This window comes from Pseudomonas sp. F9001 (assembly GCF_013385435.1).
Taxonomy (GTDB): domain Bacteria; phylum Pseudomonadota; class Gammaproteobacteria; order Pseudomonadales; family Pseudomonadaceae; genus Aquipseudomonas.
The window spans coordinates 38,903-53,282 of the sequence record NZ_JACAPX010000014.1 but is presented as its reverse complement, the minus strand read 5'-3'; the positions used below and the strand labels follow the sequence as shown (position 1 = coordinate 53,282).

General features: G+C 60.2%; 12 protein-coding genes. 5 read left to right on the top strand and 7 right to left on the bottom strand.

Features of this window, described 5'->3' with window-relative positions:
- Positions 1 to 42: 42 nt before the first annotated feature.
- The 6 genes from era to lptF all read right to left on the bottom strand — a co-directional run bounded on the left by era (position 43) and on the right by lptF (position 6,777).
- Complete coding sequence (gene era, locus HX818_RS15805; RefSeq protein WP_003210432.1) at positions 43 to 945, bottom strand: GTPase Era; 903 nt, start codon at positions 943 to 945, stop codon at positions 43 to 45.
- Complete coding sequence (gene rnc, locus HX818_RS15800; protein WP_003210434.1) at positions 938 to 1,627, bottom strand: ribonuclease III; 690 nt, start codon at positions 1,625 to 1,627, stop codon at positions 938 to 940. Before rnc ends, era begins: the two co-directional genes overlap by 8 nt.
- Positions 1,628 to 1,774: 147 nt before the next feature.
- A complete protein-coding gene (gene lepB / locus HX818_RS15795; protein WP_003210437.1) occupies positions 1,775 to 2,629 on the bottom strand; it encodes a signal peptidase I in 855 nt (284 codons plus the stop codon).
- Between the two features lie 5 nt (positions 2,630 to 2,634).
- Positions 2,635 to 4,434, bottom strand: a complete 1,800-nt coding sequence (gene lepA, locus HX818_RS15790) for a translation elongation factor 4 (RefSeq protein WP_003210439.1) — start codon at positions 4,432 to 4,434, stop codon at positions 2,635 to 2,637.
- A 152-nt stretch (positions 4,435 to 4,586) separates the two neighbouring features.
- Positions 4,587 to 5,666 carry an LPS export ABC transporter permease LptG gene (lptG, locus tag HX818_RS15785; protein ID WP_003210440.1) on the bottom strand — a complete coding sequence of 360 codons (1,080 nt, stop codon included), beginning with the start codon at positions 5,664 to 5,666 and terminating at the stop codon, positions 4,587 to 4,589.
- Entirely contained in the window at positions 5,659 to 6,777 is a 1,119-nt protein-coding gene (gene lptF, locus HX818_RS15780) for an LPS export ABC transporter permease LptF (protein ID WP_003210442.1), read from the bottom strand. Before lptF ends, lptG begins: the two co-directional genes overlap by 8 nt.
- Positions 6,778 to 7,059: 282 nt before the next feature.
- Between lptF and HX818_RS15775 the strand changes: the two genes are divergently transcribed.
- From HX818_RS15775 to rlmF, 5 genes are all read left to right on the top strand, one after another.
- Complete coding sequence (locus tag HX818_RS15775) at positions 7,060 to 8,550, top strand: leucyl aminopeptidase (protein WP_008438515.1); 1,491 nt, start codon at positions 7,060 to 7,062, stop codon at positions 8,548 to 8,550.
- 51 nt (positions 8,551 to 8,601) lie between these two features.
- The gene (locus tag HX818_RS15770; protein ID WP_003210446.1) at positions 8,602 to 9,030 is read left to right on the top strand and encodes a DNA polymerase III subunit chi; all 429 of its coding nucleotides are present in this window, start codon (positions 8,602 to 8,604) and stop codon (positions 9,028 to 9,030) included.
- Between the two features lie 7 nt (positions 9,031 to 9,037).
- The gene (locus HX818_RS15765) at positions 9,038 to 9,442 is read left to right on the top strand and encodes a DNA polymerase III subunit chi (RefSeq protein ID WP_177020382.1); all 405 of its coding nucleotides are present in this window, start codon (positions 9,038 to 9,040) and stop codon (positions 9,440 to 9,442) included.
- Between the two features lie 185 nt (positions 9,443 to 9,627).
- The gene (locus tag HX818_RS15760) at positions 9,628 to 12,474 is read left to right on the top strand and encodes a valine--tRNA ligase (RefSeq protein ID WP_177020381.1); all 2,847 of its coding nucleotides are present in this window, start codon (positions 9,628 to 9,630) and stop codon (positions 12,472 to 12,474) included.
- 248 nt (positions 12,475 to 12,722) lie between these two features.
- Positions 12,723 to 13,745, top strand: a complete 1,023-nt coding sequence (gene rlmF, locus HX818_RS15755) for a 23S rRNA (adenine(1618)-N(6))-methyltransferase RlmF (RefSeq protein WP_003212741.1) — start codon at positions 12,723 to 12,725, stop codon at positions 13,743 to 13,745.
- 64 nt (positions 13,746 to 13,809) lie between these two features.
- On the opposite strand, the gene HX818_RS15750 is transcribed toward rlmF, so the two are convergent.
- Positions 13,810 to 14,091, bottom strand: coding sequence for an HU family DNA-binding protein (locus HX818_RS15750; protein WP_003212743.1), 282 nt, complete (start codon positions 14,089 to 14,091; stop codon positions 13,810 to 13,812).
- Between the last annotated feature and the right edge of the window lie 289 nt (positions 14,092 to 14,380).

Below are 14,380 nucleotides of genomic sequence, written 5' to 3'. Positions count from 1 at the left end.
AAGCCCGCTCCCACATTTGTCCTGCGGTGTTCCGGAGACCTGTTACAGGTCGCCGTAACCCAACGAACGCAACGCGCGCTCATCATCGGACCAACCGCCCTTAACCTTCACCCACAGGTTGAGCATGATCTTGGAATCAAACAGCAATTCCATGTCCTTGCGCGCTTCAGTGCCGATGCGCTTGATGCGCTCGCCCTTGTCGCCAATGATGATTTTCTTCTGGCCGTCACGCTCGACGAGGATCAGCGCATGGATATGCAGGGTCTTGCCCTGCTGCTTGAACTCTTCGATTTCGACGGTGATCTGGTACGGCAGCTCGGCACCCATCTGGCGCATGATTTTCTCGCGTACCAGTTCGGCGGCGAGGAAACGGCTGCTGCGGTCGGTGATCTGGTCTTCCGGGAAGAAGTGTTCGTTCTCCGGCAGGTAGCCAGCAATCACACGTTCCAGGGCTTCAAGGTTGTGCCCGTGCTGTGCCGAGATCGGCATGATCTGGGCGTTCGGCAGTTGTTCCTGCAGCCAGCTCAGGTGCGGCATCAGCTCGGCCTTGTCTTCGATGCGGTCAGTCTTGTTCAACGCGACGATCAACGGGCCGGTGACATACTGCACGCGCTCCAGAACCATCTGGTCTTCGTCGGTCCACTTGGTGCGGTCGACCACGAAGATCACCACGTCGACGTCTTTCAACGCTGCCGAAGCGGTTTTGTTCATGTAGCGGTTGAGGGCCTTTTCGCCGCCTTTGTGCATGCCCGGGGTATCAACGTAGACAGCCTGTACGGCACCTTCGGTCTTGATGCCCAGCATGTTGTGGCGGGTGGTCTGGGGCTTGCGCGAGGTGATCGCCAGCTTCTGTCCCAGGATGTGGTTCAGCAACGTGGACTTGCCCACGTTCGGACGGCCGACGATGGCAACATAGCCACAGCGAGTTGCGGTTGAATCAGTCATGGCCATTCTCCACGCCCAGGGCAATCAGTGCTGCAGCGGCCGCTACCTGTTCGGCAATACGACGGCTCACACCCTGACCTCGGCTTTTTTCATTCAGTAAGGTGATTTCGCATTCGACGAAGAAGACTCGGCAATGCGGTTCACCCTGGATATCCACCACTTCGTAACGCGGCAGGTCGCAACCACGGGACTGCAGGAATTCCTGCAGGCGGGTCTTTGGATCTTTGTTGGTGTCTACCAGCGTCAGGCTTTCGATTTCGGTCGACAGCCAGGCGACGACGCGCTCCTTGGCCGCTTCCATGCCCGCGTCGAGGTAGATCGCGCCGATCAGTGCCTCAAGGGCGTCGGCCAGGATCGACTCGCGACGGAAACCGCCGCTCTTAAGCTCGCCGGAGCCCAGGCGCAGGTAATCACCCAGGTCGAAACCACGGGCCAGTACAGCCAGGGTCTCGCCTTTCACCAGGCGCGCACGCAAGCGCGACAACTGGCCTTCGCGGGCCAGCGGGAAGCGATTGAACAGGGCTTCGCCGGCGACGAAATTGAGGATGGCATCACCGAGGAATTCCAGGCGCTCGTTGTTACGCCCGGCAAAACTACGGTGTGTGAGGGCAAGGATCATCAATTCCTGATCCTTGAAGGTGTAGCCGAGCTGGCGCTCGAGACGGCTTAGAGAAACGCTCACGGTTTACCCACATTCAGTTCGAGGCACCGGTGGCCTGCGACGATTAACGCTGTGTTCAAATTCAAATCCTGGTGGTTGCTGCATGGGGCCTGGTTTTGTCCAAGCCCCAGAAAAGCATTCGGCGCTGTGTTCACAGCGCCGCATGGATTACTTGATCAGCCCGACCCGCGAGAAGTTCGGCAGGTGGCTGAGCTTGGGTTCCGGCCAACTCATCCAGACCGCGAAGGCCTTGCCGACGATATTCTGGTCGGGGACCATGCCCAGCAGGTCCTTGGGAATATTCGGGTCATCCCAGTAGCGGCTGTCGTTGGAGTTGTCGCGGTTGTCGCCCATCATGAAGTAGTGCCCGGCAGGCACTGTCCACTGGTTGTCAGGCGGCGAACGGTAGCGGCTCATCTCCTTGCGGATTTCGTGCTCTACCGCCCCGAGTTTTTCCTGGTACAGCTCGGCGCTGCCCAGGGTGTTCGGCTCGGAACCGATCAGTTTTTCTGCCACCGACTCGCCGTTGACGAACAGGCGCTTGTCGCTGGTGTAGCGAATCACGTCGCCCGGCAGGCCCACTACACGCTTGATGTAGTTGACGTTCGGGTCGCTTGGGTAGCGAAACACCATCACATCGCCGCGCTGCGGGTCACCGATCTCGATCACTTTCTTGTCGATCACCGGCAAGCGGATCCCGTAGGAAAACTTGTTCACCAGGATGAAGTCGCCCACGTCCAGGGTAGGTTTCATCGAGCCCGAAGGGATCTGAAACGGTTCCACCAGGAACGAACGCAGCACCAGCACGATGAACAACACCGGGAAGAACGACTTGCCGTATTCAACCAGCATCGGCTCTTTGTTCAGTTTCTCGATCACCGCCACATCGGGCTGGCTGACGCTGCCCTGATAGGACGCGATGGCTGCCCGGCGACGCGGGGCGAAGAACACCAGATCGAGCAACGCCAATAGACCGCAAACGGCAACGGCGATGACCAGCAACAGCGGGAAATTTAGTGACATAGGACCTAACTATCCAACCTGAGCACCGCAAGGAAGGCTTCTTGTGGAATTTCCACGTTACCCACTTGCTTCATGCGTTTTTTACCGGCCTTTTGCTTCTCGAGCAGCTTGCGCTTACGGCTGACGTCGCCGCCATAGCATTTGGCCAGTACGTTCTTTCTGAGTGCCTTGACGGAAGTCCGTGCAATGATCTGCCCGCCGATGGCGGCCTGGATCGCGACGTCGAACATCTGGCGCGGAATCAGTTCTTTCATCTTTTCGGTCAACTGGCGACCTTTGTAGTGCGCGTTGTCCTTGTGCACGATCAGCGCCAGGGCATCCACCTTGTCGCCGTTGATCAGCACATCCAGCTTCACCAGATTAGCTGATTGGTAACGGTCAAAATGGTAATCCAGCGAAGCATAGCCGCGGCTGGTGGATTTGAGACGGTCGAAGAAGTCCAGGACCACTTCGTTCATCGGCAAATCGTAGGTCACTTGCACCTGGGTACCGAGGAACAGCATGTCGTGCTGTACGCCACGCTTTTCGATACACAGGGTAATGACGTTGCCCAGATGCTCTTGCGGCACAAGAATATTGGCCCGCACGATCGGTTCGCGCATGTCTTCGATGGAAGACAGATCCGGAAGCTTGGACGGGTTGTCGACGTAAATCGTTTCACCGGTTTTCAGCGCCAGTTCAAAAATAACCGTCGGCGCGGTGGTGATCAGGTCCAGGTCGTATTCGCGCTCAAGGCGCTCCTGGATGATTTCCATGTGCAGCATGCCCAGGAACCCGCAGCGGAAGCCGAACCCGAGGGCGTCGGAGCTTTCCGGGGTGTACTGCAACGACGAGTCGTTGAGGGTCAGCTTCTGCAGGGCTTCGCGGAAGTCCTCGAAGTCATCGGAGCTGACCGGGAACAGGCCGGCGTAAACCTGCGGCTGGATGCGTTTGAAGCCCGGCAGCACGTCGACGTCAGGGGTGGAGCTCAAGGTCAGGGTGTCACCTACCGGTGCACCGTGGATGTCCTTGATACCGGCGATGATGAAGCCTACTTCGCCGGCTTTCAGATCAGTGGTAGCCGTGTGCTTCGGGTTGAATACACCGACGCTGTCCACCAGGTGGATCTTGCCGGTGGACTTGACCAGGATCTTGTCGCCCTTCTTCACACGGCCGTGGCGCACGCGTACCAGGGAAACAACGCCCAGGTAGTTGTCGAACCAGGAGTCGATGATCAACGCTTGCAGCGGATCTTCGTAGTTGCCGGTGGGGGCTGGAATGGTCTTGACCAGGCGCTCGAGCACCTCGTCGACGCCCAGGCCGGTCTTGGCGCTGCACTCGACGGCGTCGGTGGCGTCAATGCCGATGATCTTCTCGATCTCTTCCTTGACGCGGTCCGGATCGGCCTGTGGCAGGTCGATCTTGTTCAGCACCGGCATCACCTCCAGGCCTTGCTCGATGGCGGTGTAGCAGTTGGCCACGGACTGGGCTTCAACGCCCTGGCCCGCGTCCACTACCAGCAACGCACCTTCGCAGGCCGCCAGGGAACGGCTGACTTCATAGGTGAAGTCGACGTGACCCGGGGTGTCAATGAAGTTGAGCTGGTACTTGATACCGTCTTTGGCGGTGTAGTACAGGGTTACGCTGTGGGCCTTGATGGTGATCCCGCGCTCGCGCTCGAGGTCCATGGAGTCCAGCACCTGGGCTTCCATTTCACGCTCGGCAAGGCCGCCGCACATCTGGATGAATCGATCGGCCAGCGTCGACTTGCCATGGTCAATGTGGGCGATGATGGAGAAATTGCGGATATGACTCAAATCACTCACGGATCAACACTCAAAAAGGCTGCAGGCAGACTGCCCGCTGAAAAATAGCCGGGAATTGTACCTGATGCGCAGACCAGACGTCATCCATGGCGACCAAGAACAAAAATGCCCCGGTCGTTCGAACGGGGCATTTTTTGTTCATAAGCGCGGGCTCAACCGGCCCGACGCAACAGCCAGAAGCCGGCCACGGCGCAGATGGCGGTCGGCACCAGCACCGCAAACAGCGGCGAGAAACCGAATACCAGGCTGGACGGCCCCAGCAGGTCCTGGGCGATACGGAAGGTGAAACCCACCAGTACGCCGGTAAACACGCGCTGGCCGAGGGTCACGGAACGCAACGGGCCAAAGATGAACGAGATCGCCATCAGCACCAGCGCGGCCGTCACCACCGGCTGCAACACCTTGACCCAAAACGCCAGCCAGTAACGGCCGTTGTTCAAGCCCTGGTCCTTGAGGTAATGGATATACCCCCACAGGCCGGAGATAGGCAGGCTTTCCGGGATCATCACCACGGTATTCAGCAATTCGGGCTTGAGGGAAATATCCCACTGCTCCGTCGGCACATTGATCACTTCGGTGGTCGATGCCGCACCCTTGCCGATATCACGGAAATAGGTGGTGGTCACATCGCTGAGTTGCCACTTTTCGTCGGCGTACTGTGCACGTTTGGCGAAGCTCGACGACAGCAGGTGACGTTCCTTGTCGAAGTGGTAGCGGGTGACACCCACCAGCAAGCCACCCGGCTGCACGGCGTTGATGTGGATAAACTCCTCACCCTGGCGGTGCCACAGGCCATGCTTGGAGCTCTGGGCATCGCCCGAACCCTGGGCCAGGGCACGATTGGCCTGGGCCGTGGACTCGGCTGGAGGCGCCACGTATTCACCGATCAGCACGCTGACCACCATCAGCAACAGCATGGGCTTCATGACCGCCCACACGATGCGACCGATGGAAACACCCGCCGCGCGCATGATGGTCAGCTCGCTGTTGCTGGCCAGGCTGCCCAGGCCGATCAGGCAGCCGATCAGCGCGGCCATCGGCATCATGTCGTACAGGCGACGGGGCGCCGTCAGCGCCACGTAGCTCAGGACGTCGGTAACGGTGTAGGTATCGCTGACGTTGCCGACTTCATCAATGAAGGCGAACAACGAGGCCAGCCCCAGAATAATGCCCAATACCGCAAGGATTGCGACCAGGACGCTGCTACCAATGTAGCGGTCGAGCTTAACCACGAGCCATCTCCTTCACGCTGCGACGACTCCGCATCTTCAACCGCATCGGTTCCCAATAAAGCAGCCCCAGGCCAATGGCCAGGAAGACCCCGTGGACCCACCACAACCCGAGGGCCGGCGGCAGTTTGCCCTTCTCCAGGGAGCCGCGGGCGGAAATCAGGATGGTCAGGTAAGCCATATAAAGCAGGATGGCCGGCAGCAGCTTGAGGAAGCGGCCCTGGCGCGGGTTGACCCGGGACAGCGGCACGGCCATCAAGGTCACGATGAACACCAGCAGCGGCAGGGAAATCCGCCATTGCAGCTCGGCGATCGAACGCAGTTCCTTGCTGCCGATCAGGTCTGGGGTCGGGATCGCGTCGCGGTCGGTGACCTCATCGCTGACATCCGGCCGGGCCAGCATCACGCCATAGGTGTCGTACTTGATTGCGCGGTAATCGGCCTGACCGGGGCTGCCGTCATAGCGATAGCCATCTTCCAGGATCAGGTAACGGCTGCCATCCGGGCGCACTTCCTGGCGCCCCTTGTCGGCCACCAGAATCGAAATACCACGGTCTTTCTGGTTCTGGCCGAGATTTTTCTGGGAGATGAACACCCCTCCCAGGTTGGCACGGTCATCCGACATTTGCTCGGTATAGGTCACCCGGGTGCCGTCGTTGAGCGCTTGGAAGCGGCCCGGCTCCAGGGTGTCGAATTCGGTCATGGCGTCCTGTTTGTTCAGCACCAGCTGGAACTGCATGGCGCCCTGGGGTGCCAGGCTCAAGCTCAGCCAGGCCACGACCAGCGCGATACCGGTGGCCGGAACCATGGTCATGGCCAGCAAACGTTGCTGGCTCATGCCGGTGGCCGACAACACGGTCATTTCGCTTTCAAGGTACAAGCGGCCATAGGCCAGCAGAATCCCGAGAAACAGGCCCAATGGCAGGATCAACTGCAGGAAGCCCGGCAGGCGAAAGCCCATGATCAGGAACAGCGAACCCGGATCCAGGGCACCCGAGGCAGCCTGGGCGAGGTATTTGACGAAGCGACCACTCATGATGATGACCAGCAATACCGCACTCACGGCACTCAGGGTCAACAGGACTTCGCGGGATAGATAACGGAAGACGATCAAACCAGACACTCCAGGGTTGTCAGGCTAAGGCGGCCAAACAAGCAAGCATATCGAGTCGACCCATTGCTGCAGGCCGGCTAAAAAGATGGCGCATTATCCTGTGATTGACCGCACCTGTCACGGAGCTTGCTCATACGCGTGCACAAAGCTGCCCGCAAGGGTTGTCAGGCTCGGGCGGCGAGGTTCAAACTGCGGCCTTTGTCGCGGGCGGCCTACAGGCTGCCAAGCTTACAAGCCGGAGTACAGACTCCTGGCTCACTGACCTTTATAAGGGACCCGAAAATGGAACTGGTTGTAAAAAGCGTTAGCCCCGAAACGTTGAAAACCGCCACCCTCGTGGTCGCTGTCGGCGAAGGCCGCAAGCTCGGCGTTGCCGCCAAGCAACTGGACGAACTGAGCGGCGGCGCCATCAGCGCAGTCCTCAAGCGCGGTGACCTGGCCGGCAAGGTCGGCCAAAGCCTGCTGCTGCAAAGCCTGCCTAACCTTAAAGCCGACCGCGTATTGCTGGTGGGCATTGGTAAAGACGCCGAACTGGGCGACCGTCCGTTCCGCAAGATCATCGCCGGCATCCTCAACACCCTCAAGGGCCTGGGCGGCACCGACGCGGCCCTGGCGCTGGACGAAGTCGTGGTCAAGGGCCGCGACAGCTACGGCAAGACCCGCCTGCTGGCCGAAAGCCTGCTGGACGGCGGCTACGTCTTCGACCAGTTCAAGAGCACCAAGGCCGAACCCCGCGCCCTGAAGAAAGTCACCCTGCTGACCATCAAGGCGGCCCAGGCTGAAGTCGAACGCGCCGTGACCCACGCCCAGGCCATCGCCGGCGGCATGGCGTTCACCCGTGACCTGGGCAACCTGCCACCGAACATCTGCCACCCGACGTACCTGGGCGAGCAAGCCAAGGCGCTGGGCAAGGAATTCAAGGGCCTGAAAGTCGAAGTCCTGGATGAGAAGAAGATCAAGGAACTGGGCATGGGCTCGTTCTATGCCGTGGGCCAGGGCAGCGACCAGCCGCCACGCCTGATCGTGATGCAATACAACGGCGGCAAGAAGTCCGAGAAGCCATTTGCCCTGGTCGGTAAAGGCATCACCTTCGACACCGGCGGCATCAGCCTCAAGCCGGGCCTGGGCATGGACGAGATGAAGTACGACATGGGCGGCGCCGCCAGCGTGTTCGGCACCCTGCGTGCCGTGCTGGAACTCAAGCTGCCGATCAACCTGGTGTGCATCCTGGCCTGCGCCGAGAACATGCCGAGCGGCGGCGCGACCCGTCCGGGCGACATCGTCACCACCCTCAGCGGCCAGACCGTGGAAATCCTCAACACCGACGCCGAAGGCCGCCTGGTGCTGTGCGACGCCCTGACCTACGCCGAGCGCTTCAAGCCGCAAGCCGTGATCGACATCGCCACCCTGACCGGTGCCTGCGTGGTTGCCCTGGGCGCCCACACGTCGGGCCTGCTGGGCAACAGCGACGAACTGATCGGCCAACTGCTCAGCGCCGGCCAGGCTGCCGACGACCGCGCCTGGCAACTGCCGCTGTTCGATGAGTACCAGGAACAGCTGGACAGCCCGTTCGCCGACATCGCCAACATTGGTGGCCCGAAAGCCGGCACCATCACTGCGGCGTGCTTCCTGTCGCGTTTCGCCAAGAACTTCAACTGGGCCCACCTGGACATCGCCGGCACCGCCTGGACCAGCGGCGGCAAGGACAAGGGCGCCACTGGCCGTCCGGTTCCATTGCTGACCCAGTACCTGCTGGACCGCGCCAAAGCCTGAAAATGAAGATCCCCGGGCGCTTGTAAAGCCGCCCGGGGCTCAGGAACCGCAATGACCCAAGTCGACTTCTATATATTGCCCAGCGCCGACCCTTCCGCGCGCCTGGACTTTGCCTGCAAGCTCACCGAAAAAGCCTGGCGCATGGGCCACCGTATCTACCTGCATTGCAGCGATGCCGCCCAGCGTGACGACCTCGACGCCCGCCTGTGGCGCTTCAAGGGCGAAAGCTTCGTGCCCCACGGTGCCGCCGAATCAGAACCGGAAGGCCTGGTAGTACTGGGTTTGGGCGACAGCTGCGGCGATCACACAGACCTGCTGGTCAACCTTGACCTGAAAGTACCGGCCTTCGCCAAGGGTTTCGCCCGCGTGGCGGAAGTGGTGGTGGAAGACCCGGCTATTCGTCAGGCCGCGCGGGAGAGTTTCCGTTTCTACCGCGAACAGGGCTATTCTCTGCAAGATCACCGGCTACAACGACTTTGAGCACACGATGGACACTCCAAACCCGCTAAAAGACCCTGACCACCTGCTGGACGACCTTGAGTCGATCCGCAAGCTGCTCGGTGATGATGACCTGCAACCGCCGCTGCTGACCGATGCGGTCAACGGTGACGTACAAATTCCCCTGCTGTTCGATATGGTGGGTGGCAAGCCGGTTACGCCGGAACCTGTCGAAACGCCCGTGGTACAAGCTGCGCCGGCTGTGGCTGTTGCCGTACCGGCCGCCGAAAAAGCCCCCGACGCCCTGCTGCTGCACCTGGACAACGAACTGCGCGCCGCCGCGCAACTGATCATGCAAGACGTGATCGACGATTTCGCCCCGCATATCGAAACCGAGATCAAGCGCCGGCTGGATGCGCGCATGGAGCGGTTGTTGAGCCAGTACCAGAACTAAGGCTGACATATATCCCCTGTGGGAGCGGGCTTGCTCGCGAAGGGCGTGAACGATAACGCGTACATCCTGAATGAACGCGCCGCCCTCAGGTTTTTCGCGAGCAAGCTCGCTCCTACCCCTCTCCCCTATCCCCCGTTATACTTGTCGGCTTTCCTGAATTAATGCCAACTAGGGTCCCGCCGCGCATGGATAAGACCTACCAGCCGCACGCTATTGAAACTTCCTGGTACCAGACCTGGGAGTCCGAGAATTATTTCGCTCCGCAAGGCGCGGGCGATGCCTACACCATCATGATTCCGCCACCGAACGTCACTGGCAGCCTGCACATGGGCCATGGCTTCAACAATGCGATCATGGATGCCCTGATTCGTTTCCGCCGAATGCAGGGTCGCAACACCCTATGGCAACCAGGTACAGACCACGCCGGTATCGCCACCCAGATGCTGGTGGAACGCCAACTGGAAGCCACCGGCCAGAACCGTCACGACCTGGGCCGCGAGAAATTCCTCGAGAAAATCTGGGAATGGAAGGATCAGTCCGGCGGCAATATCAGCCGTCAGATCCGTCGCCTGGGCTCGTCCGTCGACTGGAGCCGCGAGCGCTTCACCATGGACGATGGCCTGTCGGAAGCCGTGAAGGAAGCCTTCGTGCGCCTGCATGAAGACGGCCTGATCTACCGCGGCAAGCGCCTGGTCAACTGGGACACCAAGCTGCACACGGCGATTTCCGACCTTGAAGTGGAAAACCACGACGAAAAAGGTTTCCTGTGGAACCTCAAGTACCCGCTGGCTGACGGCGCCAAGACCGCCGAAGGCAATGATTACCTGATCGTCGCCACCACCCGTCCGGAAACCATGCTTGGTGATGCCGCCGTCGCGGTCAACCCGAATGACGAACGCTACCAGGCGCTGATCGGCAAGTTCGTCGAGCTGCCGCTGGTTGGCCGTCGCATCCCGATTATTGCGGATGACTACTGCGACCCTGAATTCGGCACCGGCTGCGTGAAAATCACCCCGGCCCACGATTTCAACGACTACGAAGTCGGCAAGCGCCACAACCTGCCGCTGCTGAACATCTTCGACAAAAACGCCGCTGTTCTGCCGGCCTGCCAGGTGTTCAACCTCGACGGCACGCTGAACGAGAGCATCGACGGCAAGATCCCGGCTGAATACGCCGGCCTCGACCGTTTTGAAGCGCGCAAGCAGATCGTTGCCGCCTTCGACGCTGCCGGCCTGCTGGTGAGCGTTGACGACCACGCCCTGAAGGTACCGAAAGGTGACCGCTCCGGCACTGTCATCGAGCCTTGGCTGACCGACCAGTGGTACGTGTCCACCAAGCCTTTGGCTGAGCCGGCAATTGCTGCCGTGGAAGACGGCCGCATCGCGTTCGTGCCGAAACAGTACGAAAACATGTACTTCTCGTGGATGCGTGACATCCAGGATTGGTGCATCAGCCGCCAGCTGTGGTGGGGCCACCGGATTCCGGCCTGGTACGACGAGTCGGGCAAGGTCTACGTGGGCCGCGACGAAGCCGAAGTACGTACCAAGCACAACCTTGGCGCGGACGTGGCGCTGCAACAGGACAACGACGTACTGGACACCTGGTTCAGCTCGGGCCTGTGGACGTTCTCCACCCTCGGCTGGCCGCAACAGACCGAATTCCTGAAGAAATTCCATTCCACCGACGTGCTGGTCACCGGCTTCGACATCATTTTCTTCTGGGTTGCCCGGATGATCATGCTCACCATGCACTTGGTGAAGAACGAAGACGGCACCCCGCAGGTACCGTTCAAGACCGTGTACGTGCACGGCCTGGTGCGTGATGGCCAGGGCCAGAAGATGTCCAAGTCCAAGGGCAACGTCCTGGACCCGCTGGACATCATCGACGGCATCGACCTGGAAACCCTGGTGCAGAAACGCACCTCGGGCCTGATGCAGCCGAAACTGGCGAAGAAGATCGAGAAGCAGACCCGCGACGAGTTCGCCGATGGCATCGCCAGCTACGGCACCGACGCCCTGCGCTTTACCTTCTGCTCGCTGGCGTCCACCGGTCGCGACATCAAGTTCGACATGGGCCGCGTCGAAGGCTATCGCAACTTCTGCAACAAGATCTGGAATGCCGCGCGCTACGTGCTGGATAAAGGCGAAGACTGCGGCCAGAACGGCGAGACCATCGAGCTGTCCCTGGCGGACCGCTGGATCATCTCCCAGCTGCAGCGCACCGAAGCCGAAGTGACCCGTCAACTCGACCAGTTCCGCTTTGACCTGGCGGCGCAGGCCCTGTACGAGTTCATCTGGAACCAGTATTGCGACTGGTACCTGGAACTGTCCAAGCCCGTGCTGTGGGACGAGAACTCGCCGATCGAACGTCAGCGCGGCACCCGTCAAACCCTGGTGCGCGTACTGGAAGTGGCGTTGCGCCTGGCGCATCCGTTCATGCCCTTCATCACCGAAGAAATCTGGCAGCGCATCGCGCCGCTGGCGGGCAAAGACGGCAAGACCATCATGCTGCAACCTTGGCCGGTGGCCAACGAAGCCCGCATTGACGAGGCAGCCGAAAGCGATATCGAGTGGCTCAAGACCCTGATGATGGGTACGCGCAACATCCGCGCCGAGATGAATATCGGTCCGGGCAAGCCACTGGCCGTGTTCGTGAAGAACGCCAGCAGCGAAGACCTGCGTCGCCTCACCGAGAACGACGCGCTGCTCAAGAAGCTGGCGAAGCTGGAGTCGATCACCGTATTGGCCGCTGGCGAAGAAGCACCGCTGTCCGCCACCGCACTGGTGGGCGAGATGGAAGTGCTGGTGCCGATGGCCGGCCTGATCGACAAGGGTGCCGAACTGGCGCGCCTGGACAAGGAAATCCTGCGCCTGCAAGGCGAAGTGCAGCGGGTGGGCGGCAAGCTGTCCAACGCGGCGTTCGTCGACAAGGCTCCGGCTGAAGTCATCGAGAAAGAACGCGCCAAACTGGCTGAGGCTGAACAGGCTTTGGGCAAGCTGGCGGAGCAACACGCGCGGATTTCCAGCCTGTAAGGGGCAGCCCGTGCGGAAAAAGAGACCTTCGGGTCTCTTTTTTTTGCTTGGAAAAACACCACTATTTCTCTTCGGAAACCCGATCAATGTGGGAGCTGGCTTGCCTGCGATGGCATCGCCTCGGTCTGGCAGATACACCGAGTCGCCTGCATCGCAGGCAAGCCAGCTCCCACATTTGACCGAGTTCGACCAAGGAATGTGTGACAATACCCACCACTTTTGAAACAAACGCAGAATCGACGCAGCCCATGACCGCCCCCAGCACACCCAAAGCACCGCGCAAGAAGCCAAAATCCAGTACGCCGGCCAAGCCCGTCGTTCCGCGCAAAGAGGCCACCTTGCACCCGCGTAACCGCCACCAGGGCCGTTACGACTTCCAGGCGCTGATCAAGACCACGCCCGAACTGGCGCAATTCGTGATCATCAACCCGTACGGCAAGGAAAGCATCGACTTTGCCAGCCCAGACGCGGTGCGGGTGTTCAACCGGGCGTTGCTCAAGGCGTTCTACGGCATCAATCACTGGGACATCCCGGCTGACTACCTGTGCCCACCGGTACCGGGGCGTGCCGACTACGTGCACTTCCTCGCCGACCTGCTGGCCAGCGTCAACGAAGGCGTGATCCCCCGTGGCGCGCCGGTGAAGGTGCTGGACATCGGCATGGGCGCCAACTGCGTCTATCCGTTGATTGGCTACAGCGAGTACCGCTGGAACTTCCTCGGCTCGGAAGTCGACCCGACCGCCGTGGCCGCCGCCAAGGCGATCGTGCAGTCCAACGGGCTGAACAAGGCCATCCAGCTGCGCCAGCAAACCAACCCCAAGCAGATCCTGCTGGGCTTGCTGGAGCCAGGCGAGCGGTTTGACCTGACCATGTGCAACCCGCCCTTCCACGCGTCCATGGATGAGGCGACCAAGGGCAGCGAGCGTAAATGGCGCGCACTGGGAAAGGCTGATCCGAAACGCAAGCTGCCGGTGCTGAACTTCGGTGGCCAGTCGGCGGAATTGTGGTGTGAAGGCGGTGAAGCGCGGTTTGTGACGCAGTTGATCGCTGAAAGCGCGCATTTCCAGCATAAAGTGCTGTGGTTCAGCACCCTGGTGTCGAAAGCGTCAAACCTGCCGGCCATTCAGACAGCGCTGAAAAAGGCCGGTGTGCTGGAAAGCCAGGTAGTGGAGATGTCCCAGGGCCAGAAGCAGAGCCGCTTCGTCGCCTGGACCTTCCAGACCCCGAGCGAGCAACAGGTGTGGCGCCAGCGTTGGGCCCGTAAAGACTGATAAATCGCAGGCAACAAAAAACCGTGCCCGGATCGCTCCGGAGCACGGTTTTTTTTGCTGCGTCTTACTTGTTAACAGCGTCGGTCAGGCCTTTGGCCACAACCAGCTTGATAACTTTCTTGGCAGCGATTTCGATGGCAGCGCCAGTCGAAGGGTTACGGCCAGTACGGGCAGGACGCTCGGTCACTTTCAGTTTGCCAACGCCTGGCAGAGTGATTTCGCCGCCGTTTTCCAGCTGATCAGCAACGATCTGGCTCAGTTGGTCCAGCAGAGCACGCACGGTGGTTTTCGGTGCGTCTACAGCTTCAGCCAGATCAGCGATCAGTTGGTCTTTAGTAATAGCCATTGTGGTGTTCCTTCCCTATCAAATTCATTTGGATTGCAGAGTGCAGTGTCAGCCATCGAGCCCTGCCATCAAGGCCTGGCACCCAAGGGCTATAACCACGAAGATCGGGGTTATAGATACCTGAAACCGGGTTTGGTTCGACCTGACAAATGCTGAATGCACGCTTAACGCCCAGACTGCGCGTAAGACGGGGCAAAACTAGCACAGAGACGGGGAAATATCCGCCTCAACATACCCATTTGGTCAGCTTTATCGCTCTAAACCGTGAAAAAAAGGCATATGGCCCGTC

What these genes read in the sequence shown, in the direction of transcription:
- HX818_RS15765 (WP_177020382.1), top strand. Translation starts at nt 9,038, where the DNA reads ATGGACACTCCAAACCCGCTAAAAGACCCTGACCACCTGCTGGACGAC.
- HX818_RS15770 (WP_003210446.1), top strand. Translation starts at nt 8,602, where the DNA reads ATGACCCAAGTCGACTTCTATATATTGCCCAGCGCCGACCCTTCCGCG.
- lepB (WP_003210437.1), bottom strand. Translation starts at nt 2,629, where the DNA reads ATGTCACTAAATTTCCCGCTGTTGCTGGTCATCGCCGTTGCCGTTTGC.
- HX818_RS15750 (WP_003212743.1), bottom strand. Translation starts at nt 14,091, where the DNA reads ATGGCTATTACTAAAGACCAACTGATCGCTGATCTGGCTGAAGCTGTA.
- HX818_RS15760 (WP_177020381.1), top strand. Translation starts at nt 9,628, where the DNA reads ATGGATAAGACCTACCAGCCGCACGCTATTGAAACTTCCTGGTACCAG.
- rlmF (WP_003212741.1), top strand. Translation starts at nt 12,723, where the DNA reads ATGACCGCCCCCAGCACACCCAAAGCACCGCGCAAGAAGCCAAAATCC.
- HX818_RS15775 (WP_008438515.1), top strand. Translation starts at nt 7,060, where the DNA reads ATGGAACTGGTTGTAAAAAGCGTTAGCCCCGAAACGTTGAAAACCGCC.
- era (WP_003210432.1), bottom strand. Translation starts at nt 945, where the DNA reads ATGACTGATTCAACCGCAACTCGCTGTGGCTATGTTGCCATCGTCGGC.